Below are 22268 nucleotides of genomic sequence, written 5' to 3' on the forward strand. Positions count from 1 at the left end.
GATCCTGTTCCGCTAGAGCACGCACCGATCAGATTGCGGAGCGAATCTCCCTGCGCTCATCCATTAGAGCACAAAATAGGAACATGTGGTCCAGGGGCGCCTCATCCACCCACGTATTGCCGGGCGTAGCGGGCGCCCAGCGAGGTGAGCACCTCGTAGCCGATGGTGCCGGAGCGGGCGGCGAGGTCGTCCACGCTGATGCCGTCGCCGAGGAAGACGGCGGTGTCGCCCCGCTGCACCACGCCGTCCGGCAGATCCGTGATGTCGAGGGTGGCGAGGTCCATGGAGACGCGGCCCACCAGATGGCAGCGCTGGCCGTGGAGGATCGCCTCCACCCCCTTGGTGGCATCGGTGGAGCCACCGGCGCGGAACAGGCCGTCCGCATAGCCGATGGAGACGGTGGCGAGCCGGCTCGGCCGCTTCAGCCGCTGGGCGGCGCCATAGCCGACCGTCTCGCCGGCCGGGGCGGTGGAGACCTGCACCACCTTCACCTCCAGCCGCACCACGGGTCGCAATGGCGGTACCCCGTTAATCGCAATGCCGCCGTAGAGGAAGATGCCCGGCCGCACCAGCTCGAAGCGGAAGTCGCGTCCGAGCAGGGTGCCGGCCGAATTGGCCAGCGATCCCGGAATGCCGGGGAAGCGTCGCACCACGTCGGCGAACACCATGCGCTGGCGGGCGGTGAGCACGTGCCCCGGCGTGTCGGCGCAGGCAAGGTGGCTCATGATCAGGCTGGGGGTGAAGCCCAGGAGGCGGAAGGTGCCGGAAAGCTGCACCGCCTCCTCAAGCGACAGGCCGAGCCGGTGCATGCCCGTATCCACATGGATGGCGGCGGGCAGCTTGGTGCCGTTGTCGCGGCAATAGTCGCTCCAGTCGGAGATTTCCGGGGCCGATCCCAATACCGGGCGCAGGTTCGCGGCCGCATAGTCGGCGGCGCAATCCGGCAACAGGCCGTTCAGCACATAGATGATGGCCTCGGGCAGCAGGGCGCGCAGGGCCACCGCTTCCTTGAAATGGGCGACGAAGAAATTGCGCGCGCCGGCCCGCCACAGCACCGGGGCCACCCGGTCGATGCCGAGCCCGTAGGCGTTGGCCTTGACCACGGCGGCGCATTCGGCTGGGGCGGCGAGCGCGGCGATGGTGCGCCAGTTGTCGGCGATGGCGCCCAGATCCACGGTGAGGATGGCGCCGGCTTCCCGCGCCTCGCGGTCGGCGGTCTCGTGCGCTGCGGCGATGGCCGCGGCCTCCTCCTCGGAGGGCGCGCTCAGTGGCGCTCCGGCAGGTGGTCCTCCCGCGCCAGGTTGGAGAAGCGGGTGAACTGGGGCTCGAAATGCACCTTCACCGTCCCCGTGGGGCCGTGGCGCTGCTTTCCGATGATGACCTCGGCCGTGTTCTCGGCCGCCTTCATCTCGATCTCCCACTTGAACCACTCCTCTGTGCCGGCCTTCGGCTCCTTGCTTTTAAGGTAATATTCCTCCCGGAACACAAACATGACCACGTCGGCGTCCTGCTCGATGGAGCCGGATTCGCGCAGGTCCGACAATTGCGGCCTCTTGTCGTCTCGCGATTCCACCTGACGGGACAGCTGCGACAGGGCCATGATGGGCACTTGCAGCTCTTTCGCCAAGGCCTTCAGGCCGGTGGTGATCTCCGTGATCTCCTGGACGCGGTTCTGGGACGAACTTTTGGAGGAGCCCGACAAGAGCTGGAGATAGTCCACCACCATGAAGTCGAGCCCGCGCTGGCGCTTCAGCCGCCGCGCCCGGGCCACCAATTGGGCGATGGAAAGGCCGCCGGTGTCGTCGATATAGAGCGGGATGGTCTGCATGGTCTGGGCGGCGGCGGCGAGCTTGGAGAATTCGCTCTCCGAGATGTCACCGCGGCGGATCTTGTAGGAGGCGATCTCGGCCTGCTCGGCGAGGATACGGGTGGCGAGCTGCTCGGCCGACATTTCCAGTGAGAAGAAGCCGACGATGCCCCCCGACACGGTCTCGATGCCGCCGTCGGGCCGCGTCTCGCCGCGATAGGCCGCGGCGATGTTGAAGGCGATGTTGGTGGCAAGCGCGGTCTTGCCCATGGCCGGGCGGCCGGCGAGGATCACGAGGTCGGAGGGCTGGAGGCCGCCCATCTGGTGGTCGAGGTCGTCCAGCGCCGTGGCGATGCCGGAGAGGTGGCCGTCGCGCTGGAAGGCCTTGGAGGCCATGTCCACTGCCTCGCGCAGCGCCTCGCCGAAGCGCTGGAAGCCGCCGTCGTAGCGGCCGGTCTCGGCGATCTCGTAAAGCCGTTTCTCCGCCTGCTCGATCTGGTCCTGCGGGGTGGCGTCCACCGGGGCATCGAACGCCTCGTTGACGATCTCCTCGCCGATGCGGATCAGGTCGCGCCGCACCGACAGGTCGTAGATGGTACGCCCGTAGTCTTCGGAATTGATGATGGTGGTCGCCTCCGCCGCGAGGCGGGCGAGATATTGCGGCCCGGTGAGGCCGGCCACATCGAGGTCGGAGGGCAGGAAGGTCTTCAGCGTCACCGGCGTGGCGAGCTTGCCGGCGCGGATCAGCGCGCTCGCCAGTTCGAACACCCGGGCGTGGATGGGCTCGTAGAAATGGCGCGGCTCGAGGAAGTCGGAGACCCGGTAGAACGCCTCGTTGTTGACGAGGATGGCGCCCAGCAGCGCCTGCTCCGCCTCCAGATTGTGCGGGGCCTGACGATAGGAGGGTTCGAGATCGCCCGCGTTGGGGAGGTCGAGCATGGCGCCAAGGTTCCGCTGGATGGGTCACTTTCTTATCAAGTCCGGGGTCGTGCGCACAGTAAGTTCTCAGTTTGTTCCGAAATCAAGGTGGTGTCGTTTTCCACAGGCGGATGGATCTGGGGATAGCGGGCACAAGCCGTCGGCTGCTCCGCGCGGGAGCGCTGCGCCGGCTTCCCTTCCGGTCCCGGTCGGTTCCTGCGACTTCTGGCTTTGCTCGCTCCCGCAAGGTGGGATAGAGCCGGTGCCGGCGGCACGAATGCGAAGGGAATCGTCATGCGCGGAAATCTCGGCGGCGTGTTTGGCCGCGCCCTGCTGGCGATGGCGATCGCCGGCCTGTCCTTTTCCGCCCTTGCCCAGAGTGGGGATCCGCTGGCGCCGCCGCCGGACCTCGGCGCCTCCAACCTGCCGGTGCCCATGGACGGCACCGCCATCTACGGCCAGAACACCCCGCCACCCGAGGGCATGATGGCCATTCCGGTGCCGCCCTCCACCTGCGGCGGAGTCTCCCAGGTGGTGCGCACCCAGGGCGTCATCCTCATTCCCACCGGCAACGGCAATGCCCAGCGCTATGTGCGCGACGAGCGCTATTGCGCCGAGGACCAGATCACCAAGCCGGCGTGGATCGCCACCTCGGACAATCCGCGCTGCTTCGTCGGCTACACCTGCGGCGAGAGCAACGACGACGGCGCGAACTGAGGCGTTTCCGGTCGCCGCTCAGGTCACAGCCTGGGCGTCGTGCTCGCGCCACTGGATGGCGGTGGGCGGCACCAGCAGCTTCAGCGCGCCGGGGGCGATGGCGTAGCGCAGGGGCACGCGCTCCCGCTCCACTTCGCCGTCCGTCGCCACCCACGCGCGCTCGCGCCGGGCATGGATGGTGACCCGCCGGGCCTGGAAGGCATGGATGCCCGGCTTGTCGCGCCAGGCATTCACCAGCACTTCCGCGCCGGTCTTCAGCCGCGCCAGGGTGCCGCGATCCTCCGCCACCAGCACTTCCAGCAGTCCGCCGTCGAGCCGCGAGCGATGCCACCCGGGGGCGTCGAAGGCGTTCACCGTCACCAGCGCCGCATAGGCCTCGATGGGCTCGCGCACGCCGGCCACTTCCACCTCGATGGACATACGGCCGGAGCGTGCCACCGCCTTGCCCAGCGCCATGAACCAGCCCAGCACCCGGCCGCGCTGGGCGCGCAGCTGCTCGCGGGCCAGCGCCATCTGGCTGAAGAAGCCCACCCCCGACACCCCGTGGAAGGCCCGCCCGTTCAACAGGCCCACGTCCACCTGCATGGGCCGCGCCGCGAGCAGGGCATCGAGGGCGCCCGGCAGGTCGCGCGGCAGGCCGATGTCGTAGGCCAGCATGTTCATGGTGCCCAGCGGCAGCACGCCGAGGGTGACCTCGGTGTTGGCGAACACCGAGGCGGCATAGGAGACCGTGCCGTCGCCGGCGCCCACCACCACCGTATCGTAGCCGTCGCGCGCGGCGGACGAGATGGCACGGGCCATGGCCTCGCCGTGCGCCACCACCACGTCCACGTCCGTGCCCGGCCGTGTCAGGGCCTCGTCCACGATGGCGCGGACCTTGTCGGGGCCCATGTCGTGGACGGTTCCGGCTTTGGCATTGAGTACGACCCGCATCCGCCGCATCGTGGCATCCTCCAGACCGGCACAAGCGCCGGCGCGGCCATATGGTTCCGGCTTCCGGGGCCACGCTGGCCGGGCTGGTGATTCTTCTCAAGGGTCCAAGATATGGTCAGTGCGCCCTCGCCTTCCAATGCCTCGCCCGTCCCGCCGACACCGCCGAAGCGGACGTCGTCGTCCATCCTGCGGCTGCGGGCCGGGCTGCTGCTTTTGATCGCATCGGTGGTGCTGTGCGGCGCCGGCGGGCATTTCGTGGCGCGGCAGTTCAGCCTGGGGATCGGCTGGGCAATCCTGCTGGCGGTGGTGATCTGGGTGGGCGTCGGCATGCTGCTGGCGCGGCTCGACACCCGCCTCTATTTCGGCGGCGCCGTGGCGGTGACCGCGCTGGTGGCCTATTTCGTCTACGATTTCTCAGCCTCGGCGCTGGGCTGGGCGAACAGCGTCTCGCTGGTGCTGGCGCTTCTCGCCACCTTGTTCCTCGCCTTCACCTTCTACGATTTCCGGCGGCTGAAGCACGAGCTGCGCCTGTGGGCCTACCGGAAATAGGGCGCGGCGGCGCCGCCCCCGCCCGGCGGACGCAGCGCCCGCCTGCCTTGACATTCTGCTGAGGGCCACGTCCAAGGTATGGTGCGGTAGAATGCCAAGTTGTCGCGAGCGAAGCGGGGGTGGCGCGGCGACCATGGTGCAAGGGGAGGCGCCCCGCCGGTGGCGCCCATAGGCTAAGAATGTCCGAGGGACGCCTTTATCTCCTGGCCGGCCCGGCCGTCTCGCTCATCGTCGCCTGCGTCTTTTTCCTCGTCTGGCTCCACCACCGCGAACGGCGCTACGTGCCCTTCTTCGCGGTGGCGTTTGGGGCCTATGCCATCGCGGCGCTTTCGCAATTGCTCCAGATCCCGCCGGGCGTCGGGATCAACACCATGGTTTCGGCCCTGATCTACACGTTCGGCATCTTCTGCCTGGTGGAGGGGGTGATGGCCCGGTTCGGCAAGGCGGGGGCCGCCCCGGTGCTTGTCGTCGTGTCCGTGCTGATCCTCGGGCTTCTGTCTTACTTCATGTTCGTCGAGCGCAACCTCGTCGCCCGCATCTATGTCCAGAATTTCGGCTACGGCCTCATGTTCCTGTTTGCCGCTGTGCAGATCTTCGCAGCCAGCCGACGGCGGACGGTGGACCGGATCCTGTTCTGGGTCTTCCTTCTGTTCGGTCTCCATTTCTTCGTGCGCACCGTGGTGACCATGTCCCTTTCGCCCGAGTTGTTCGCGCTCGACCGGATGCGGGTGAACGGCGCCGCCCCCGATGCCATCGGCCGCCTGTTCACGGGCTCGCCGTTCTGGCAGGTGCTCAATTTCTCGCTGCTGGTCAGTGGCCTCCTGGTGGCGCTGGCCCTGCTCGGCGCCATCGCCGTCGACGCCATGGATGACCTGAAGCGGCAGGGCGGCATCGATCCTCTGACCGGCCTCGCCAACCGGCGCGGCTTCGATGAGCGGGCGCGGGAGCTGCTGGCCGATGCGGCGCGCCATCCCCTGAGCCTCGTGTATTGCGACATCGACCGCTTCAAGACCATCAACGATACGTTCGGCCATGCCACCGGCGATCTGGTGCTCGCCACCGTGGGCGGCCTCATCGCCCGCCTCGCCGCGCCGGGGGACGTGGCGGCGCGGCGTGGCGGCGAGGAGTTCGTCATGCTGCTCCCCGGCACCGACCTCCAGGACGCCTGCGGCTTCGCCGAGCGCATGCGCTTGGACCTGCGGGCCACCGCCTTTTCCATGCTACCGGCCGGGTTCGTCGTCACCGCCAGCTTCGGCGTGGCCAAGCGGCGGCGCGGCGAGGACCTTGCGGACCTCCTCCACCGGGCCGACGAACTGGTCTACGCGGCAAAGCGCGCCGGCCGCGACCGCATCCTGGCCGACGCTCCCGGGGCCGCCGCGGACGCCGGGGCCCTGGCGTCGCCGGTCGGCCACGGCATGGCTTGATCCAGATCAAAGTCGCGCGCGAGGCGGCTGCCTAGCCTTCCTGAAAACATCAGGCTGGGGCCGGAGGGGGACCAACCCCAACGGCAAACCGGACCTGCGTTGCGGGTGGACCGCATTCAGGGAGGCCGACATGGCTGCGCAGACTGCTCTCGTGGTGACCGGTATCGTCGTGGCCTTTGTGGGCTTCGCGCTGGTGCTCGCCTTCGCCGATTATTACACCCACTCCGGCCACCGCTCCTGACGCCGGGCTGAGGCGCTCCCCGTTCAGGCCGCTTCAACCGGACGCCATGCCGCTTTAGGCTAAGCTGCGGTGACGCTGCGGGAGGACGCCATGGGGTTCGCGGATCAGCCACGCCGGGGATATGCGGCTGTCGATGCAGGGCGGTGCGCCGTTGCCGCGGTGCTGCTGCTTGCCTGGGCGATGCCGGCCGGTGCCAGTGGCAGCCTCGATTGCAGCATCGACGACAAGGCCATCGCCTTCGATGCTCAGGCGGTGTTTTCCCACGGGCTCGCCGCCTCCATCAGCAATTTCCGCGCGGAGCTGAACGCCAGGGGCAAGGATGCGCCGCCCGCCTTCGCCAAGGTGGAGATGGATGGCACGGCCCTCGCCCATCACTGGTTCCATGGCAGTGAGCTGAGGCTGCATCTCTATCATGAGCGGGCCGAGACGCCGTTCGGGTCGCTGGAACTGGTCCTGCGGACCCGCAGCCGGGACAAGGACGAAACCGCCTTCGCCGGTCACTATGAGCTGAAGCTCTTCCTCGCGGGCGTGGACGGCGGCAAGGCTTTCGAGCGGACCTACAGGGGGCGGGCCACATGCTCCGCCGGATAGCCGCCACGGGGGTGGGGTGCCTTCCGGTGCTCGCAGCTGGCGCCGCCATGGCGTCGCCCGGCGGCCCGGCGGTGGCGGGGTTGCCGCCCTTTGATAGCTCCGGCCCCTTCGCGCGGGATGCCAGCGCGACGGCACTCGCCAACAGGTTCGGCGCCGGCAAGGTGGTCTTCCGCACCGTGCCGGGGCCGGTGCGGCTGGTGCCCACGTCCGGCGCTCCGGCGGACGATGTGGACGGCGACCGGGATTTCCGCTCCGCAGCGCCGGCCATGCGGGCCGCGCAGTCGCTCGTCTACGAGATGATGCTCCTGCTCGAGTGAGCGGACGTCGTCGGCGGGGTGTGATAGAGGGCGCCCATGACCAGCCCCGAAGACACCCCCCGGGATGACATCGCCCCGGCCGCCCTGGCGCCCGACGGGGCCAGCCTCCCGTTCTGGCGGGCCAAGCCCATGTCGGCGATGAGCGCGACGGAGTGGGAGAGCCTGTGCGACGGCTGCGGCCGCTGCTGCCTCGTCAAGCTCGAGGACGAGGACACCGGGCAGGTCGCCTACACGGATGTCGCCTGCCGCCTGCTGGATGCCGACACCTGCCGCTGCTCCGATTATGAGCGCCGCTCCGAGATCGTGTCCGATTGCGTGCGCCTGACGCCCGAGGGCGTCGCGGAGCTGAACTGGCTGCCGCCCACCTGCGCCTACCGGCTGGTGGGCGAGGGCAAGGACCTGCCGTTCTGGCATCCGCTGGTGTCGGGCGATGCGGGAAGCGTGGCGGCGGCCGGCATAACGGTTTCGGGCAAGGTGGCTGGCAGCGAAAACGAGTTCGGCCTGTTCGAGCTGGTGGACCATATCGTCGCCTGGCCGGTGCGCTGGCCGCGGGGTGCGAAAGGTGGGGTGAAGGCGGGCACGAAGGGCGCGCCCGGTACGACCCGCCGGCGGCGCCCGAAGGCGGACGAACAGAAGGCCTGACAGGAGTTGAAGGTCCGGCGTGGCACGCCTGAGGCCGAACCGGGATCCCTCGCCGGGCCGTGTCTCAGTTTGAAAGAAGACCGCAGGAGAAGCCTGCTCGCCGTCCCCGCACCAGTCTGCTCCCTCTCCCGCGTGTGGGGGAGGGGTGGGGAGGGGGTCGCCACGCCGGGGCAGACCCCTCGCCCGAACTCGGCTTCTGCCGAGTTCGGTTCCCACGAGCCAAGGCCGGACACATCCGGCCTCGGACGGGAGAGGGTTCCGCGGTGTTCCTGGTCGAAGCAGCAGCGTGCCCGAAGCCGGACGGCTCGCCCCGCGCCTATTCGGCGGCGGTCGAGCGCTTCTTGCGGGTCTCCACCGGCGCCGGCTCGATGAGGGTGCGGCACTCCTCGGCGGTGAGGGGTTCGCCGAAGACGACGCCCTGGCCGTATTCGCAGCCGAAGCGCGCCATCTCGCCGGCCTCGGTCTCCTTCTCCAGGCCCTCCGCCATCACATCCATGCCGAGGTCGTGGGCGAGATCGATCATGGCGCCGACGATCACCGGCCGGGCGGCGCGGGCGGCGCCCTTGGCGGTGTCGCGCACGAAGCGCGGATCGATCTTCACGCTGTCGAACGGGAAGCGCTGGAGATAGGAGAGGGCGGAATAGCCGGTGCCGAAATCGTCGAGGCACAGGCCCGCGCCCAGTTCGCGCATGCGGCCGAGCACCACGGCGGCATATTCGGGGTTCTCCATCACCAGGCTTTCGGTGACTTCCAGCTTGAGCGATCCCGGCGCCACCGCGTTGCGGGCGAGCACGGATTTCAGGTCCTGGATCAAATCGTGCCGCAGCAGCTGGCGGGACGAGACGTTCACATGCATGAACAAGGGCGGGTCCACCCGCAGGGCGCGCTGCCACTGGCCGAGCTGGCGCGCCGCGGCATCGAGCACGAACAGGCCGAGGTCGAGGATGAGGCCTGTTTCCTCGGCCAGCAGCAGGAATTCGGAGGCGGCGAGTTCCCCGAGGCGCGGATGGTTCCAGCGCATATAGGCCTCGAACCCGCCGATGGCCCGGTCGCCCAGGCGCACGATGGGCTGGTAGCGCACCGTGATTTCGTTCTTCGCCAGCGCCTCGCGCAATTCGCCTTCCAGCACCACGCGGTCGATCTTCTGCTGGCGCATCGCGGGGCGGAACACCTCGATGCGGTCGCCGCCGATGCGCTTGGCGTAATACATGGCCAGCTCGGCGTTCTTCAGCACCTCGTCGCGCTTGGTCTGGTCGGGTCCCGCCAGCACCAGCCCGATGGAGGCGGTGACGAACACTTCCCGGTCGGCGAAGGCGATGGGGGCGCGCAGGGAGCGGCGCAGGGTGTCGGCGAAGGTGGTGATGCGCTCGGCGTCGCGCTCGGACATGAGGATCATGCCGAACTGGTCGCCGGAGATGCGCGCCAGCGTGTCCTGCGGCTTCAGGAGGCGCATCAGCCGCCGGGCCACCGTAAGCAGGATGGAATCGGCCACCGCCATGCCCACACGCACGTTGACCTGCTTGAAGCGGTCGAGGTCGATGACCATCACCGTCGGCTTCACCTTGTCGTCGAGGCGGGCCATGGTGAGGGCCTGGGACAGCCGGTCGAGGAACAATTCCCGGTTGGGCAGGCCGGTGAGATTGTCGCGCACCGCGTCATGGAGCAGGCGCTCGGCGGCGATGCGCTCGCCGGTCACGTCCATGAGGGTGCCGACGCAGCGCACCACCTCGCCGTCGGCGCCCACCACCGGGCGGGCCTTCAGGTTGAAGGTGAGGTAGTGGCCGTCGATGGCGCGCAGGCGGAAGTCCTGGTCGATGCGGCCGCGGCGCTGGTCGATGATGCCGTCCAGCGTCGCGCGGAAGCGGTCGCGGTCGGCGGGGTGCAGCACCTCCAGCCAGCCGGCGGCCTCGGTCTCCAGCGAGTGGCGCTTGAGGCCCAAGGCCTCCTCCGCCTCGGGGGAGGTGTAGATGCGGTCGCTGTCGACATCCCAGTCCCATACGATGAGGCCGGAGCCGGCGAGCGCGAGCGCCCGGCGCTCCAGCTCGGAGGTGGAGCCCTGGATGCCGCCGATGCCGGCGAAGGCGTGCTGCATCACCGTGAAGCCGATGAGCATCACGATCAGCACCAGGCCGCCGGAGAGGGCGGGGGCGGCCAGATCGTTGGTGACGAAGCCGGCCACCGTGAGCCCGGCCATCAACACCCACACCACCAGCAGCGACCAGGTGGGGATGATGAGCACCGCCCGGTCATAACCGTGCTGGCTGAGCCAGATGATGACGCCGAGCCCGGCCACCGCCACCGCCAGCAGCGACAGGCGGGCGATGCCCGCTGCCATGGGTGCGTCGAGCAGGGCCACCACCACCAGGGCGGCGAGGAATGTGAGCCAGCCGGCCGCCACGTGCACGTAGCGCACGTGCCAGCGGTTGAGGTTGAGATAGGCGAACAGGAACACCAAAAGGGTGGCGGTGAGGATCGCCTCGCCCGCGGCCCGCCAGAACTGCTCGGCGAGGGGCGAGAGGCCGAACACCTTCGACCAGAACGCGAAGTCGAGGCCGATATAGCCGAGCACCGCCCAGGCGAGGGCCGCTGCCGCCGGGAACATCACCGAGCCCTTCACCACGAACAGGATGGTGAGGAAGAGCGCCAGAAGGCCGGCGATGCCGATGACGATGCCGTGGTAGAGGGTGAAGGCGTTCACCCGGTCCTTGTAGGCGTCAGGCTCCCACAGATAGAGCTGGGGCAGGGTGGGACTGCCCAGCTCGGCCACGAAGGTGACGGTGGAGCCGGGATCGAGGGTGATCAGGAACACGTCGGCGTCGGGCGCGGTCTGCCGCTCCGGCTTGAAGCCCTGGCTGGGCGTGAGCGAGATGATCCGCCGGTTGCCGAGATCGGGCCAGAACAGGCCGGAGCCGGACATGCGGTAGTGCGGGGCGACGATGAGGCGGTCCACCTGCTCGTCGGTATTATTGGTGAGGGCGAAGGCGATCCAGTCGCCGTGGCTGCGCCCGTCGGAGGTGGGCACCTCGATGCGCCGCACCACCCCTTCGGTGTCGGGCGCGGTGGAGATCTGGAAGCGGCCGTCCTCGGTGGTCTCGCGCTGCACGGCGGGCAACAGGTCCACCACCTTGGCGTCGAGGCGCAGGGCGATGGCCTCCATCGCCTGCGCACCGCCGGTGGGCAGGGCCAGGACGAGCGCCAGAAGCAGCGCCACGAGAAACGCCACGGGCAGAGCGATGACGCGAGCGAGCAACGACCGCAATGTCAGGTCTCCGCACCCGGACTGCCGCCGGGCCGAGTTTCGGTTGAGGAGGGCAGCCTGCCGAAGGTGCGACGCAAAGCGCGGGACGGCAAGAGCTCAAGCTCATCCATGAGGAATGCATGTGCGCCAGGGATGGCCCCGCGCGCCCGATTCCCTAGCCAAGCCGTGCGGCTGGAGCAAGGCACTTGGAGGTTTTTAGATACCCCGACCCGTCGCGGGTCCGAAAAAACGAATGCGCGCCCGGGGCGGGCGCGCATCGAAAAGGTGGTTCGCCCCGCTCAGAAGAAGCGGCGGGCGTTGTCCCGGTCGTCGGCGGAGAGGGGGGTGGGCTCGCGGGTCAGGCGGGCGGCCTCTTCCCGGCGCACATATTCGGAGAAGGGGTCGAGGGCTTCCTCCACCGCTTCCTCGGCGCGCGCGGAGATCACTTCCAGCGGGGGCTGCGGGGCCGGACGGGCGGCGGGCGGCACGGGATGGACATCCTCGGCCGGGACGGCGCGCTCGGAATCGGTGGTGCGCGAGGCCTTGGCGTCGAGCCACGGCAGGGGATAGGGCGAGGCGATGTAGGCCACGCCGTCTTCCTGCTCCCAGGCGATCATGTGGATGGCCTCTTCCGCCGGCATGCCGGGCAGGGAGAACATCTGCGGCAGTTCGCGGGCGCCGCCGGTCCAGCCGATGGTGTGGGCGAGCTGGAAGGCTTCATCGAGGAAGGCGGTCACGGCCGCGAGCCGGTCCGCACGAAGCGCCTGGGCGAAATCCACATCGAGAAGCCGGCGGAGATAGGTCTCCACGCTGTCCCCGGCGGCCCACTGGGCGCCGGAGGCGAACTGGTAAACATAAACGCGCGGACTTGCCATCACGCAGCTCCGAAAAACCATAACTGGGGGCCCCTCATACCAAAAGGGACCCGAAAACACAAAATCGTGCTGCCACTTAACCGGGCAAGGCTTAAATTTTGGTGATCCTGCGGTGCAGCAGAAGGCCGTTTCTGCCCCGCCCGAGACGTTTTGCACTGCAAGTTCGCGCTCCGATCTCATGATCTGGCCGTCGGATCTGCCAAACCTTGCCTATCTTCCATTTGGAGACGGAATCACCGGTCCAGCCGGGTGAAACCGACGCAAGCTGCTGTGAAAGGGTGCCCCATGTCGATCGCCCCGCATTCCCACGGCTTGTGGGAGGTCACGGCGCCGCCGGCTCCGGCGCTGGCGCCGCTCTCGGGCGCCCTGCGGGCCGACGTGGCGGTGGTCGGAGCGGGATATGCCGGGCTGTCGGCGGCGCTGCGCCTCGCCGAGGCGGGGGCGCGGGTGGCTGTCGTGGAGGCCGAGGAGGTGGGATTCGGCGGGGCCGGGCGCAATGTGGGCCTCGTGAATGCCGGCCTGTGGGTGATGCCGGACGTCATCCGCGCCAATTTGGGTGAGGCGCGGGGCGAGGCGCTGATCGGCTTCCTCGGCGCGGCGCCGCAGGCGGTGTTCGACCTGGTGGCGCGCCATGGCATCGCTTGCGAGGTGGCGCCCGTGGGCACGCTCCATTGCGCCGTGGGCGCCGCTGGACGCGCCGAGATCGAGGCCCGCGCCGCCCAGTGGCAGGCGCGCGGCGCGCCAGTGCGGCTGCTGGGGGCCGATGAGGCCCGCACCATGGTGGGCGGCGGCGATTTTTCCGGCGCGCTGCTGGATTTGCGCGCCGGCACGATCCAGCCGCTCGCCTATGCGCGGGGACTGGCGCGGGCGGCCCTTCACGCGGGGGCGCAGATCTTCGCGTCGAGCCCGGTCGTCGGGGCCGCGGAGACCCCTGCCGGCTGGCGTCTTGTCACGCCGGGGGGAATCCTTGAGGCCGACCATCTCATCGCCGCCACCGATGCCTATGGCACCGGCCCGTTCGCCCCGTTGCGGCGCGAGCAGGTGCATCTGCCCTATTTCAATCTCGCCACCGCGCCTCTGCCGCAGGCGGTGCGCGACACCATCCTGCCCGGCCGGCAGGGGGCGTGGGACACCCAAACCATCCTCACCTCATTCCGCATGGATGCGGCGGGCCGTCTGGTGTTCGGCAGCGTCGGCGCCCTCGACCGGGCCGGCGGCGCCATCCACCGTGCCTATGCCCGGCGGGTGCTGGCGCGGCTTTATCCGCAGCTCGGCCAGCTGGCCCCCGAGGTGACCTTCGAGGCCGGCTGGCACGGCATGATCGGCATGACCGCCGACGCCCTGCCGCGCTTCCACCGGCTGGGGCGCAGCGGCGTCGCCGTGGCCGGCTACAACGGACGCGGCATCGCGCCGGGAACCGTGTTCGGCGCCCTGCTGGCGGACCTCGTGCTCGGCCGGGTGCGGGAGGCGGATCTTCCGCTGCCGCCAAGCGCGGTGGAGCCGGCCCGCTGGCGTCTGGTGCGGGAAGCGCTCTACGCCGCCGGCTCCGGCCTCGCCCACCTCATCACCGCTCGGTTCTAGGCGTCGGGCGCGGGCTTGGCCGGCGCTCCCTCGGCGCCCCGATTGAACGCCGGTGCCCTTCCGGCAAGGCGTAATGGGGTGCCTTTGCTCGACTTTCTATTAATAACTCATCTGGATTTATGTATTGACTCGCCATGCGCCGTGCGCTCAGATGCCATGCGGATAACGCATCCGTCCGGCAAGCGGAAACCGCGCCGGCGCACTGGGAGGACGTTCGATGCACCTGTGGCCACGGCTGCTCATGGCAGCTTCTGTCGCCTGGGCCGGGGTGGCCGCGACATCGCCTGCGGGGGCGGCGGAAAAGCCCGCCGAAAAGCCCATCGCAAAGCCCATTGTGGGCATTGTCATCAAGACCTCCACCAACCCCTTCTTCGTCAAGATGAAGGAGGGCGCGGAAGCTGCCGCCGCGCGGCTGGGCATGGAGCTGCGCTCCTTCGCCGGCAAGATGGACGGCGACACCGACGCCCAGGTCACCGCCGTGGAAAGCCTGATCGCCGCCGGGGCCAAGGGCATCCTCATCACCCCGTCCGATTCCCGCGCCATCGTGCCGGTGCTGGAGCAGGCGCGGGCCAAGGGCATCCTGGTGATCGCCCTCGACACGCCGCTGGATCCGCCGAGCGCGGCCGACGCCACCTTCGCCACCGACAATTTCAGCGCCGGCAAGCTGGTGGGCGAATGGGCGGCCAAGACGCTGGGCGCCAATGCCAAGTCGGCCAAGGTCGCCCTGCTCGACCTCAACGTGAACCAGATCTCCGTGGACGTGGCCCGCGACCAGGGCTTCCTCCAGGGCTTCGGCGTGAACGTCGCCGATCCCGCCGTGATCGGCGACGAGAAGGACGCCCGCATCGTCGGCCACGATGTCACCCTCGGCAACGAGGAGGGCGGGCGTCGGGCCATGGAAAATCTGCTCCAGCGCGATCCCTATGTGTCGGTCGTCTACGCCATCAACGAGCCCGCCGCCGCCGGGGCCTATGAGGCGCTGCGCTCCATCGGCCGTGACAAGGATGTGCTGGTGGTGGCCGTGGACGGCGGCTGCCCCGGTGTGCGCAATGTGAAGGACGGCGTCATCGCCGCCACCGCCATGCAATTCCCCCTCGCCATGGCCCAGATGGGCGTCGAGGCGGTGCTCAAATACGCCACCGACGGCACCAAGCCGAAGCCTTCGGACGGGCAGGACTTCGTCAATACCGGCGTCGAGCTGGTGACTGACCGGCCGGTACCAGGACTGCCTTCCATCGACACTGCCGCCGCCCTGAAGAAGTGCTGGGGCTGAGCGGCACCAGAGCGTTTTCGAGTGAAGTGGATGCCGGTTCGCGTGAAAAACCGCGGTAACGCATGGTTTTAGAGCGATTTCCGTGAGCCAGGGCGAGCAAAAATCGGTCTAACGACAGCACGCGTGCGCCGGCCGGAACGGCCGGGGAGGGATCTGCAATGACAGACACGAGTGGGGAGAAACGCGGGATGCAGGCGTTTGAGACCGTCCTGAGCAAGCAGGACACGCGAGTGGCGGAATTCGAGGTCCACGCCCGGTCCCCGCTGCAGATGCTGCAGCATTTCCTGCATGCCAACCCGACCGCGGTGCCGGCCATCGTGCTGGTGCTGGGGGTGGCCGTGTTCTCGGCCATCGTTGGGCCGCGCTTCTACTCGGCCTTCAACCTGTCGCTGATCCTCCAGCAGGTGACCATCATCTGCATCATCGGCGTGGCGCAGACACTCATCGTGCTCACGGCCGGCATCGACCTGTCGGTGGGCGCGGTGATGGTGCTGTGCTCGGTGATCATGGGCAAGCTGGCCGTCGCGCTGGGCCTGCCGGTGCCGGTGGCGTTTGCTGCCGGGCTCGCCACGGGGGCGGCCTGCGGTGCCTTCAACGGCCTGCTGGTGGTGCGGCTGAAGCTGCCGCCCTTCATCGTCACCCTGGGCACCTGGTCCATCTTCTTCTCGCTGAACCTGTGGTATTCCGGCGCCCAGACCATCCGCTCGCAGGACGTGGCGAAGGTCGCGCCGTTCCTGCAATGGCTCGGCACGCCGGTGGACCTTTTGGGCGCGCGGCTCACCTACGGCACCTTCTTCATGCTGGGGCTGGTGGCCATCGTCTGGTACGTGCTCAACCGCACCGCGCTCGGCCGCCACATCTATGCGGTGGGCGATGATCCGGACGCGGCGCGCCTCGCCGGCATCCGCACCGACAAGGTGCTGTTCGCCGTCTATGTGGCGGCGGGGGTCATCTGCGCGCTGGGGGCCTGGGCGCTCATCGGCCGCATCGGCTCCATCAGCCCGCAGGCGGGGCAGACCGCCAACCTCGACAGCATCACCGCGGTGGTGATCGGCGGGGCCAGCCTGTTCGGCGGGCGCGGCTCCATCGTCGGCACCCTCATCGGCGCGCTCATCGTCGGCGTCTCGCGCTCCGGCCTCGCTTTGTCGGGGGTGGATGTGCTGTGGCAGGAATTCGCCGTGGGCAGCCTCATCATCGTCGCGGTCACCCTCGACCAGTGGATCCGGAAGGTGTCGGCATGAGCACGACCTCGATCTCTCCAGACAACGGCGTCCGCCGGCCGCTCATCGAGGCGCGGGGCCTCGTCAAGCGCTACGGCCGGGTCACGGCCCTCGATCATGCGGATTTCGACCTCTATCCGGGGGAGATCCTGGCGGTGATCGGCGACAATGGCGCCGGCAAGTCCTCCCTCATCCGCGCGCTCTCCGGGGCACTGGTGCCGGACGAGGGCGAGATCCGCTTCGACGGCAAGCCGGTGCAGTTCCGCTCGCCCCTCGACGCGCAGGCGGCGGGCATCGAGACCGTCTACCAGTCGCTGGCGCTGGCGCCGGGCCTGTCCATCGCCGATAATCTCTTTCTCGGCCGCGAGCTGCGCAAGCCGGGGGTGCTCGGCCAGGTGTTCCGCATGCTCGACCGCAAGACCATGCAGCGCATGGCCCGCGAGAAGCTCACGGAGCTGGGGCTGATGACGGTGCAGTCCATCAACCAGCCGGTGGAGACGCTCTCGGGCGGTCAGCGGCAGGGCATCGCGGTGGCCCGCGCCACCGCCTTCGGCTCGCGGGTGGTGATCCTGGACGAGCCCACCGCCGCGCTGGGCGTGAAGGAATCCCGCCGGGTGCTGGAGCTGATCCTCGACGTGCGCCGGCGCGGCATCGCCGTGGTGCTCATCAGCCACAACATGCCCCATGTGTTCGAGATCGCCGACCGCATCCACATCCACCGGCTGGGGCGGCGGCTCACCGTGGTCCAGCCTTCGGCCTGCACCATGTCGGACGCGGTCGCCCTCATGACCGGCGCGCGCGCCCCGCAGGACATGGCGGCCTGAGGCTGGGCCGGTCATGGCGGCGTTCAGCGCCGCCGGGACCGGCCCGCGCGGGGCGGGCAGGTCATGGCACAAGCGCGGAAACAAACACCCGGACTACGGCCTGTCGGCTGTGATCCGGGCGTTTTGCTTTTGGGGTGGTGAGGCGCTTTGCCGAAGTCGGCGCGCGCCGTCCGTCATGACCGGTGCTGTGTCGGCCGTCCGCGTCTCAGGGCCGGAACGAAGTCTTGAAAGCCGTCAGCTTGCCATGGCCAGCGAGAGGCTGGCGTCCACTTCGGCGGCGGTGGGCAGGTCCGCCCCGGCGCGCGAGCAGGTGATGGCGGCGGCGGCCGTGCCATAGGCCACCAGTTCGCCCATGGCCTCGGTGTCGAGGGCGGCGATGGCGGCACCTTCGAGCCGGCCGGTGCGATGCAGCCCGGCGAGCAGGGCGGCATGGAAGGTGTCGCCCGCGCCCACCGTATCGCGCACCACGACGCTGCGGCCGGGGACGCTGACTTCGCCCGCTCGGGAGTAGGCGACGGCGCCCTTGTCCCCGCGGGTGATCACCACCAGCTTGGCGCCGAGGTCGAGGAACCGGCGCGCTGCATCGGTGAGGCCGAGGCGCCCACCGAAGGCGATGTGGATGTCTTCGTCGCTGGCCTTCACGATGTCGGCGGTGCGGAAGAAGCGCTCCGTCGTTTCGGCCCAGCGGCTCAGGTCGCCCACCACCCCCGGCCGCAGGTTGGGATCGACGCTGATGACGCGCCGCCCGGCTTCCCGCTCGGCGAGGGCCGCATAGGTGGAGGCCACCGGCTCCACCACCAGGGTGTAGGAGCCGAAGGTGAGGGCGCGCACCTCGTCCGGCAGGGCCGGCGGCAGGCGGTCGGGGGTGAGCATGCGGTCGGCCGCGCCCGCGCCATGGAAGGAATAGAGCGGCTGGCCGTCGGCCTGGGTCGCCACCACCGAGATGGTGGAGAGGCTGTCGGAGCGCACCACGAAGCGCGGGTCCACACCCTCGCGGGCCAGCACGTCCACGAGATGGGTGCCGAAGCGGTCGCGGGAGATGCCGCCGAAGAAGGCGGTGGGCGCGCCGAGCCGGGCAAGGCCCACCGCCACGTTGAAGGGGGAGCCGCCGGCCACCGCCCGCGCCGGCATCTCGTTGCCCTCGGGGGCGCCGACCAGCAGGTCGATGAGGGCTTCGCCGCAGACCAGGATCATGGCGCGTCCCCTTCCGGCCGGATCACGCCCTTGCGCAGGATGATGTTGCCGTAGAGCCGGCGCTCGCCGCTGGCGACGATGGCATAGGCCGCGCGCACCCGGTCGTAGAAGCCGGGGCCGGCGATGGGCACCAGGCTGAATCCGGGCTCGCGGGCGGCGATGGCGGCCTCGAATTCCGAAAACACGCTCTCCTGGCGCGCGCAGTCGCCGAAGGCGCAGGGGCGGAAGGCGGCCTGCGGCACGTCGGTATCGAGCGGCATCACCGAGAGCACGGCATCGACGAGGCGCGGGGCGTCATGTCCATCCATGCGCACCAGCCGCTTGGCGTGGGCCTCGGCTGGATAATTGGCGTCCACGATGGCGATCTCGTCGCCGTGGCCCATGGCGCGCAGGGTGGCCAGCAGATCGGGGCCCAGCAACGGGTCGATGCCTTTGAGCATGGTCAGTCCTTGAACAGAACGTCGAGGTCGCGGCCGAAGGTGTCGAGCAGGGGCAAAGCGGCGCCGCCGATGGCCCGCGCGGCGCGGCCCATGGTGCCGGCGACGATGCGGGTCTCGGTCAGGCCCTGCCGGTCGAGGCGGGCGAAGGCGGCGACGGTGCGCTTCACCAATTTGTCCCGCACCGCTGCCGGGAAGGCGCCGTCGATGACCATGGCCTCGAAATCCACTACCGCGAGACAGGAGGCGATGGCCTGGGCGAGGCCCTCGGCGGCCTCTTCGATCCAGGCGTCGACGGGGCCGGAAAAGCGGGTCCAGTCGTCGGGCTGCTCCCACAATTGCGAACCCGCGATGCCGATGGCGCCGAGCTGGCGTTCCAGCCGGTAGAGGGACGCCGAGCGGATGAGCTGCTGGACCCCCGTGCCGCCGCCGGGCCCGCGGGCCACCACCGGCATGGAGCCGAAGGCACCGGCATTGCCGCTGCGGCCGGGAAACAGGCTGCCGTTCAGCACGATGCCGCCGCCGATAAAGGTGGCGATGTAAAAATAGGCGAAGTCGCGATAGGCCGAGCCGCCGCCGAAGGTCAGCTCGGCGGCGCAGGCGGCGGTGGCGTCGTTCATAACCCGCACCGGGCCGGGGGCGAGGCGGGACAGCTCGGCCGCCATGTCGAAGTCGTGCCACCCGGCAAGGGCATCCTTGGGGGCCTCCAGCACTTCCTCCCAGTTCCACAGCTCGAACGGCATGGCGATGCCGGTGCCGCAGATGCGCGCCTGGGCGGCGGGGGGGAGTGTCGCGATCAGGCCGGGAAGGGTGCGGCCGGCGAAGGCGATGAGCTGGTCGGGCAGGGGATAGGGATAGGTCAGGCGCTCACGCCGGCGCACGCCCGCGACGAAATCCATCAGCACCAGCTCGCAGGCACGCCGGCCCACCACCATGCCGAGGCCGTAGGCGCCATCGGGATTGAGCAGATAGGGCACCGCCGGCTGGCCAATGCGCCCGCGCTGGCGCTCGCCGGCGAGCAGCAGGCCGTCGGCCTCAAGCCGGTTCATGACCACCGTGGTGGTCTGCAGCGACAGGCCGGTGAGGCGGGCGATGTCCACCTTGGTCAGGCGGCCGTGTCGGCGGATCAGGGAGAGGATCAGTCGCTCATTGTAGAGGCGCACGCCGGTCTGGTTGGTGCCCCGCCCGTGCGAGGCGTGGACCGGGCCGGGATCATCCGGCAAGGGGTTGCGTTGCATGAAATCCGACCCCGTTCGACGCCTTGGCGGGCGGTCCGGCGGCGCCCGCCTTTGCGCGCCGGATCGTCTTGTTCTGGCGGAATGATGAACCAGGTCAGCGGCTTCGTCAATTAATAACTCGTACTGATTTATTAAAGTGGTCCGCGTGATCTCCGTGCCTCGCGGAAGACCGCGCCCCCCGAGGAGGCGCTGATCAGAAGTGGTAGGCGATGCTCATGAACGGGCCATGGAGCGTCGTCTCGTAGCGGAAGTTCGAGCGAGGGCCGGTCACCGATTCGTAGTCCGTGTACAGCGCGCGATAGCCGAGGGCGGTGGACCAGGCCTCGGTCCAGTTGTAGCCGACCGAGATCAGGCCCTGCGACGTCAGCTTGGAGCTGGAGGAGAGGCCGAAGCCGCCCACGTCGGCAAGGGCGTTGAGGAACCACTTCTCGTTGATGCGATATTGAAGGGCGAGGCCGAACACCGGATCGAGCCAGTCCTTCACGTCGGTTTCGGAAAGCGAGATGAGGCCGCCGAGGGAGGAGAGCGTGGTGTCGGCGGTCAGGCGCTGGTAGCGGAAGCCCGCCGTGGCGCTGAGGTCGAAGCCCGGCCCGCCGATGGGCAGGCGATAGCCGGCGGCGCCGGAGACGATCAGGAGGCGCTGCGATAGGTCGAACTGCGTGCCCCGGCCATCATCGATGGACTTGCTGGCGCTCAGCTGCGACCAGAACAGGTCGGCGAACAGGGTCCAGTTGTCCTTCTTGGCGAGGAAGCTGCCCATCACCGCGCCGTCGAAATGGGACAGAATGTCGGCGAACGAGGCGTCCACCGGAAAGGTCGGCAGGTCGCGGATGCCGATGTTGCCGTTGATGCCCGTGGCCCAGCCATAGAGCACCGCCTCGAACTGCCATTTCGAATCGGACGGAGGGGAGAAGGACGGGGCGGCCGCCGGACTGGTCGCGAGGTCGGCGGCGCTGGCGGGCGCGCTCGGGATGCTGAGCCCGAACGAGAGGGCCGCGACCGGCAGGGCGGCGCGACAGGCCACCGCCACGGCGCGCGCGCGCCGACGCAGCCGCTCCTTGCGTGGGGGGTGTCGATCGGCCCCCGACGGGGCGGCGGTTTCGGTGCGATGCAGTGTCATGAGGTTCCCCCCTCGTGTCGTCAGTCTTCGGCTGTTGCAGGCGGACCTGACCCCATGCCGCATGCCCGAGCCGGACCGGCGCCCGCCGTGTGGCGGGCGCCGGGCGCGCTCAGTAGCAGGGCGGGTAGGGGTAATAGCCGCAATAGTAGGCAGGCGGCGGCGGTGGCGCCGCCGCAGCGGCCCCGATCGCCGCACCGGCGGCAACACCCACGGCGGCACCGGCCACGGCCGCGCCTGCCGGATAGGCGGGATGGGCATACCAGGCGCCGTGATAGACCGGCGCGTGGTAATAGGCGCCGCCGTGATAGGCGCCGTAGCCGCCCACATGCACCGCGCCGCCGCCATAGGGACCGCGCACCGCCCAGGCATCGATGAAGAGCGCCACCGGACCGCCGGGGGTCAGGGTGCCTTCCAGCACCGCCACGTCGAAGGTGAGGGTGGAGCCATCGAGCTTCGGCGTCTTCAGCGTGACCACCACGTCGGACACCTCGCCGGGCTTGGCGCCCAGTACCGAGACGGTGGCATTGGGCGGATCGATGGCGAAGCTGTCCTTGCCCTCGTCCCACTGCATGAGGAATTGCTGGATCGTCTCATGGCCGGCCGCGCGCACCGGGCGGTCGGCGAAGACGATGGTATTGGCGGAGACGCCGGTGAGGGTGAGCTTGTTCCCCTCAAGCTTGGCGCCCGCAGCATTGATCACGGCCAGCGAGGGGATCGGGCGGCCGGCATGGGGCACGCCGATGGTCTTCTGCAACGGCACGTGCTGGGGCTTGGCCGCGTCCTGCGCCAGCGCGGCGTCGCAGGTGAGAACCAGCATCGCCGCCGCAAGGGTGCCGGTCCAGCGGCGCGGCGGCGTCGGGGAGCATGCAGGGGTCGTGATCATGATCTCGGCTTCCTTCAATGCGGAGCTAAAGCACGCGCCGACCAGAGTGCGCCGCAATCTGCGCGGCGCGTGCATTCTTTCTAAAAGTTGCGAGCCGGATTCACCACACGCGTTGCGTCATTCCGCACGGATTTGTCCAGGCCTCCGACTTCCGACGCCAGGCCAGGAGGGAGGCCCCCCGCGCGCGGCGCCCGTACCATCTTGGGGAACCCGCCAGGCCACAGGCCTGGCGGGCCCTGGGACGGC

Annotated in this window: 20 protein-coding genes; 10 read left to right on the plus strand and 10 right to left on the minus strand. The window is 69.3% G+C overall.

Annotation, left to right across the window (positions count from 1 at the left end; translation table 11 throughout):
- Window positions 1-101 precede the first annotated feature (101 nt).
- Together alr and FBQ73_RS19360 are read right to left on the minus strand one after the other, a co-directional pair.
- Window positions 102-1175: an alanine racemase gene (alr, locus tag FBQ73_RS19355; protein ID WP_246089786.1), complete on the minus strand. Its 1074-nt coding sequence runs from the start codon at window positions 1173-1175 to the stop codon at window positions 102-104.
- Between the two features lie 89 nt (window positions 1176-1264).
- The gene (locus tag FBQ73_RS19360; RefSeq protein ID WP_138401136.1) at window positions 1265-2746 is read right to left on the minus strand and encodes a replicative DNA helicase; all 1482 of its coding nucleotides are present in this window, start codon (window positions 2744-2746) and stop codon (window positions 1265-1267) included.
- A gap of 273 nt (window positions 2747-3019) precedes the next feature.
- On the opposite strand from FBQ73_RS19360, the gene FBQ73_RS19365 reads away from it, so the two are divergent.
- The gene (locus FBQ73_RS19365) at window positions 3020-3442 is read left to right on the plus strand and encodes a hypothetical protein (RefSeq protein WP_138401137.1); all 423 of its coding nucleotides are present in this window, start codon (window positions 3020-3022) and stop codon (window positions 3440-3442) included.
- Between the two features lie 18 nt (window positions 3443-3460).
- Here the strand turns inward: FBQ73_RS19365 and FBQ73_RS19370 are convergent, their stop codons facing one another.
- Window positions 3461-4375: a diacylglycerol/lipid kinase family protein gene (locus tag FBQ73_RS19370; RefSeq protein ID WP_246089787.1), complete on the minus strand. Its 915-nt coding sequence runs from the start codon at window positions 4373-4375 to the stop codon at window positions 3461-3463.
- Window positions 4376-4486: 111 nt separating this feature from the next.
- Between FBQ73_RS19370 and FBQ73_RS19375 the strand changes: the two genes are divergently transcribed.
- The 5 genes from FBQ73_RS19375 (at window position 4487) to FBQ73_RS19395 (ending at window position 8139) form a co-directional block, all read left to right on the plus strand.
- Window positions 4487-4924 carry a hypothetical protein gene (locus FBQ73_RS19375; protein ID WP_246089788.1) on the plus strand — a complete coding sequence of 146 codons (438 nt, stop codon included), beginning with the start codon at window positions 4487-4489 and terminating at the stop codon, window positions 4922-4924.
- A 179-nt stretch (window positions 4925-5103) separates the two neighbouring features.
- Complete coding sequence (locus FBQ73_RS19380; protein WP_138401139.1) at window positions 5104-6348, plus strand: GGDEF domain-containing protein; 1245 nt, start codon at window positions 5104-5106, stop codon at window positions 6346-6348.
- A 331-nt stretch (window positions 6349-6679) separates the two neighbouring features.
- Window positions 6680-7180 carry a hypothetical protein gene (locus tag FBQ73_RS19385; protein WP_138401140.1) on the plus strand — a complete coding sequence of 167 codons (501 nt, stop codon included), beginning with the start codon at window positions 6680-6682 and terminating at the stop codon, window positions 7178-7180.
- Entirely contained in the window at window positions 7165-7497 is a 333-nt protein-coding gene (locus FBQ73_RS19390) for a hypothetical protein (protein ID WP_138401141.1), read from the plus strand. The genes FBQ73_RS19385 and FBQ73_RS19390 overlap by 16 nt, the downstream gene beginning before the upstream one ends.
- Before the next feature lie 36 nt (window positions 7498-7533).
- Complete coding sequence (locus FBQ73_RS19395; protein ID WP_138401142.1) at window positions 7534-8139, plus strand: YcgN family cysteine cluster protein; 606 nt, start codon at window positions 7534-7536, stop codon at window positions 8137-8139.
- 316 nt (window positions 8140-8455) lie between these two features.
- Here the strand turns inward: FBQ73_RS19395 and FBQ73_RS19400 are convergent, their stop codons facing one another.
- Window positions 8456-11296: an EAL domain-containing protein gene (locus tag FBQ73_RS19400; protein ID WP_246089800.1), complete on the minus strand. Its 2841-nt coding sequence runs from the start codon at window positions 11294-11296 to the stop codon at window positions 8456-8458.
- Between the two features lie 380 nt (window positions 11297-11676).
- Entirely contained in the window at window positions 11677-12252 is a 576-nt protein-coding gene (locus FBQ73_RS19405; protein WP_138401144.1) for a hypothetical protein, read from the minus strand.
- 285 nt (window positions 12253-12537) lie between these two features.
- On the opposite strand from FBQ73_RS19405, the gene FBQ73_RS19410 reads away from it, so the two are divergent.
- The 4 genes from FBQ73_RS19410 (at window position 12538) to FBQ73_RS19425 (ending at window position 17150) form a co-directional block, all read left to right on the plus strand.
- Window positions 12538-13833: an NAD(P)/FAD-dependent oxidoreductase gene (locus tag FBQ73_RS19410; protein WP_138401145.1), complete on the plus strand. Its 1296-nt coding sequence runs from the start codon at window positions 12538-12540 to the stop codon at window positions 13831-13833.
- Window positions 13834-14056: 223 nt separating this feature from the next.
- Window positions 14057-15106 (plus strand): substrate-binding domain-containing protein, encoded by a 1050-nt coding sequence (locus tag FBQ73_RS19415; protein ID WP_170218988.1) that lies wholly within the window; start codon window positions 14057-14059, stop codon window positions 15104-15106.
- A 158-nt stretch (window positions 15107-15264) separates the two neighbouring features.
- Window positions 15265-16347: an ABC transporter permease gene (locus FBQ73_RS19420; protein ID WP_138401147.1), complete on the plus strand. Its 1083-nt coding sequence runs from the start codon at window positions 15265-15267 to the stop codon at window positions 16345-16347.
- Window positions 16344-17150 carry an ATP-binding cassette domain-containing protein gene (locus FBQ73_RS19425; protein WP_138401148.1) on the plus strand — a complete coding sequence of 269 codons (807 nt, stop codon included), beginning with the start codon at window positions 16344-16346 and terminating at the stop codon, window positions 17148-17150. Before FBQ73_RS19420 ends, FBQ73_RS19425 begins: the two co-directional genes overlap by 4 nt.
- A 234-nt stretch (window positions 17151-17384) precedes the next feature.
- Here FBQ73_RS19425 and FBQ73_RS19430 read toward each other — a convergent pair whose 3' ends face one another.
- From FBQ73_RS19430 to FBQ73_RS19450, 5 genes are all read right to left on the minus strand, one after another.
- Window positions 17385-18344 carry a carbohydrate kinase family protein gene (locus FBQ73_RS19430; protein WP_138401149.1) on the minus strand — a complete coding sequence of 320 codons (960 nt, stop codon included), beginning with the start codon at window positions 18342-18344 and terminating at the stop codon, window positions 17385-17387.
- Window positions 18341-18784, minus strand: a complete 444-nt coding sequence (locus FBQ73_RS19435; protein WP_138401150.1) for an RbsD/FucU family protein — start codon at window positions 18782-18784, stop codon at window positions 18341-18343. The genes FBQ73_RS19430 and FBQ73_RS19435 overlap by 4 nt, the downstream gene beginning before the upstream one ends.
- Window positions 18785-18786: 2 nt before the next feature.
- Window positions 18787-20019, minus strand: coding sequence for an ROK family transcriptional regulator (locus tag FBQ73_RS19440; RefSeq protein ID WP_138401151.1), 1233 nt, complete (start codon window positions 20017-20019; stop codon window positions 18787-18789).
- 193 nt (window positions 20020-20212) lie between these two features.
- Window positions 20213-21139, minus strand: a complete 927-nt coding sequence (locus FBQ73_RS19445) for a hypothetical protein (protein ID WP_246089790.1) — start codon at window positions 21137-21139, stop codon at window positions 20213-20215.
- A gap of 109 nt (window positions 21140-21248) precedes the next feature.
- Window positions 21249-22022: a hypothetical protein gene (locus FBQ73_RS19450; protein WP_392567244.1), complete on the minus strand. Its 774-nt coding sequence runs from the start codon at window positions 22020-22022 to the stop codon at window positions 21249-21251.
- Window positions 22023-22268 lie beyond the last annotated feature (246 nt).

The sequence above is a fragment of the Xanthobacter autotrophicus genome, assembly GCF_005871085.1.
Taxonomy (GTDB): Bacteria; Pseudomonadota; Alphaproteobacteria; order Rhizobiales; family Xanthobacteraceae; genus Xanthobacter; species Xanthobacter autotrophicus.

Bases quoted from the DNA above. Each gene is read 5' to 3' on its own strand.
- FBQ73_RS19360 (WP_138401136.1), bottom strand. From the start codon at position 2,746: ATGCTCGACCTCCCCAACGCGGGCGATCTCGAACCCTCCTATCGTCAG.
- FBQ73_RS19365 (WP_138401137.1), top strand. From the start codon at position 3,020: ATGCGCGGAAATCTCGGCGGCGTGTTTGGCCGCGCCCTGCTGGCGATG.
- FBQ73_RS19370 (WP_246089787.1), bottom strand. From the start codon at position 4,375: ATGCGGGTCGTACTCAATGCCAAAGCCGGAACCGTCCACGACATGGGC.
- FBQ73_RS19375 (WP_246089788.1), top strand. From the start codon at position 4,487: ATGGTCAGTGCGCCCTCGCCTTCCAATGCCTCGCCCGTCCCGCCGACA.
- FBQ73_RS19380 (WP_138401139.1), top strand. From the start codon at position 5,104: ATGTCCGAGGGACGCCTTTATCTCCTGGCCGGCCCGGCCGTCTCGCTC.
- FBQ73_RS19385 (WP_138401140.1), top strand. From the start codon at position 6,680: ATGGGGTTCGCGGATCAGCCACGCCGGGGATATGCGGCTGTCGATGCA.
- FBQ73_RS19390 (WP_138401141.1), top strand. From the start codon at position 7,165: ATGCTCCGCCGGATAGCCGCCACGGGGGTGGGGTGCCTTCCGGTGCTC.
- FBQ73_RS19395 (WP_138401142.1), top strand. From the start codon at position 7,534: ATGACCAGCCCCGAAGACACCCCCCGGGATGACATCGCCCCGGCCGCC.
- FBQ73_RS19400 (WP_246089800.1), bottom strand. From the start codon at position 11,296: ATGGAGGCCATCGCCCTGCGCCTCGACGCCAAGGTGGTGGACCTGTTG.
- FBQ73_RS19405 (WP_138401144.1), bottom strand. From the start codon at position 12,252: ATGGCAAGTCCGCGCGTTTATGTTTACCAGTTCGCCTCCGGCGCCCAG.
- FBQ73_RS19410 (WP_138401145.1), top strand. From the start codon at position 12,538: ATGTCGATCGCCCCGCATTCCCACGGCTTGTGGGAGGTCACGGCGCCG.
- FBQ73_RS19420 (WP_138401147.1), top strand. From the start codon at position 15,265: ATGACAGACACGAGTGGGGAGAAACGCGGGATGCAGGCGTTTGAGACC.
- FBQ73_RS19425 (WP_138401148.1), top strand. From the start codon at position 16,344: ATGAGCACGACCTCGATCTCTCCAGACAACGGCGTCCGCCGGCCGCTC.
- FBQ73_RS19430 (WP_138401149.1), bottom strand. From the start codon at position 18,344: ATGATCCTGGTCTGCGGCGAAGCCCTCATCGACCTGCTGGTCGGCGCC.
- FBQ73_RS19435 (WP_138401150.1), bottom strand. From the start codon at position 18,784: ATGCTCAAAGGCATCGACCCGTTGCTGGGCCCCGATCTGCTGGCCACC.
- FBQ73_RS19440 (WP_138401151.1), bottom strand. From the start codon at position 20,019: ATGCAACGCAACCCCTTGCCGGATGATCCCGGCCCGGTCCACGCCTCG.
- FBQ73_RS19445 (WP_246089790.1), bottom strand. From the start codon at position 21,139: ATGACACTGCATCGCACCGAAACCGCCGCCCCGTCGGGGGCCGATCGA.
- FBQ73_RS19450 (WP_392567244.1), bottom strand. From the start codon at position 22,022: ATGATCACGACCCCTGCATGCTCCCCGACGCCGCCGCGCCGCTGGACC.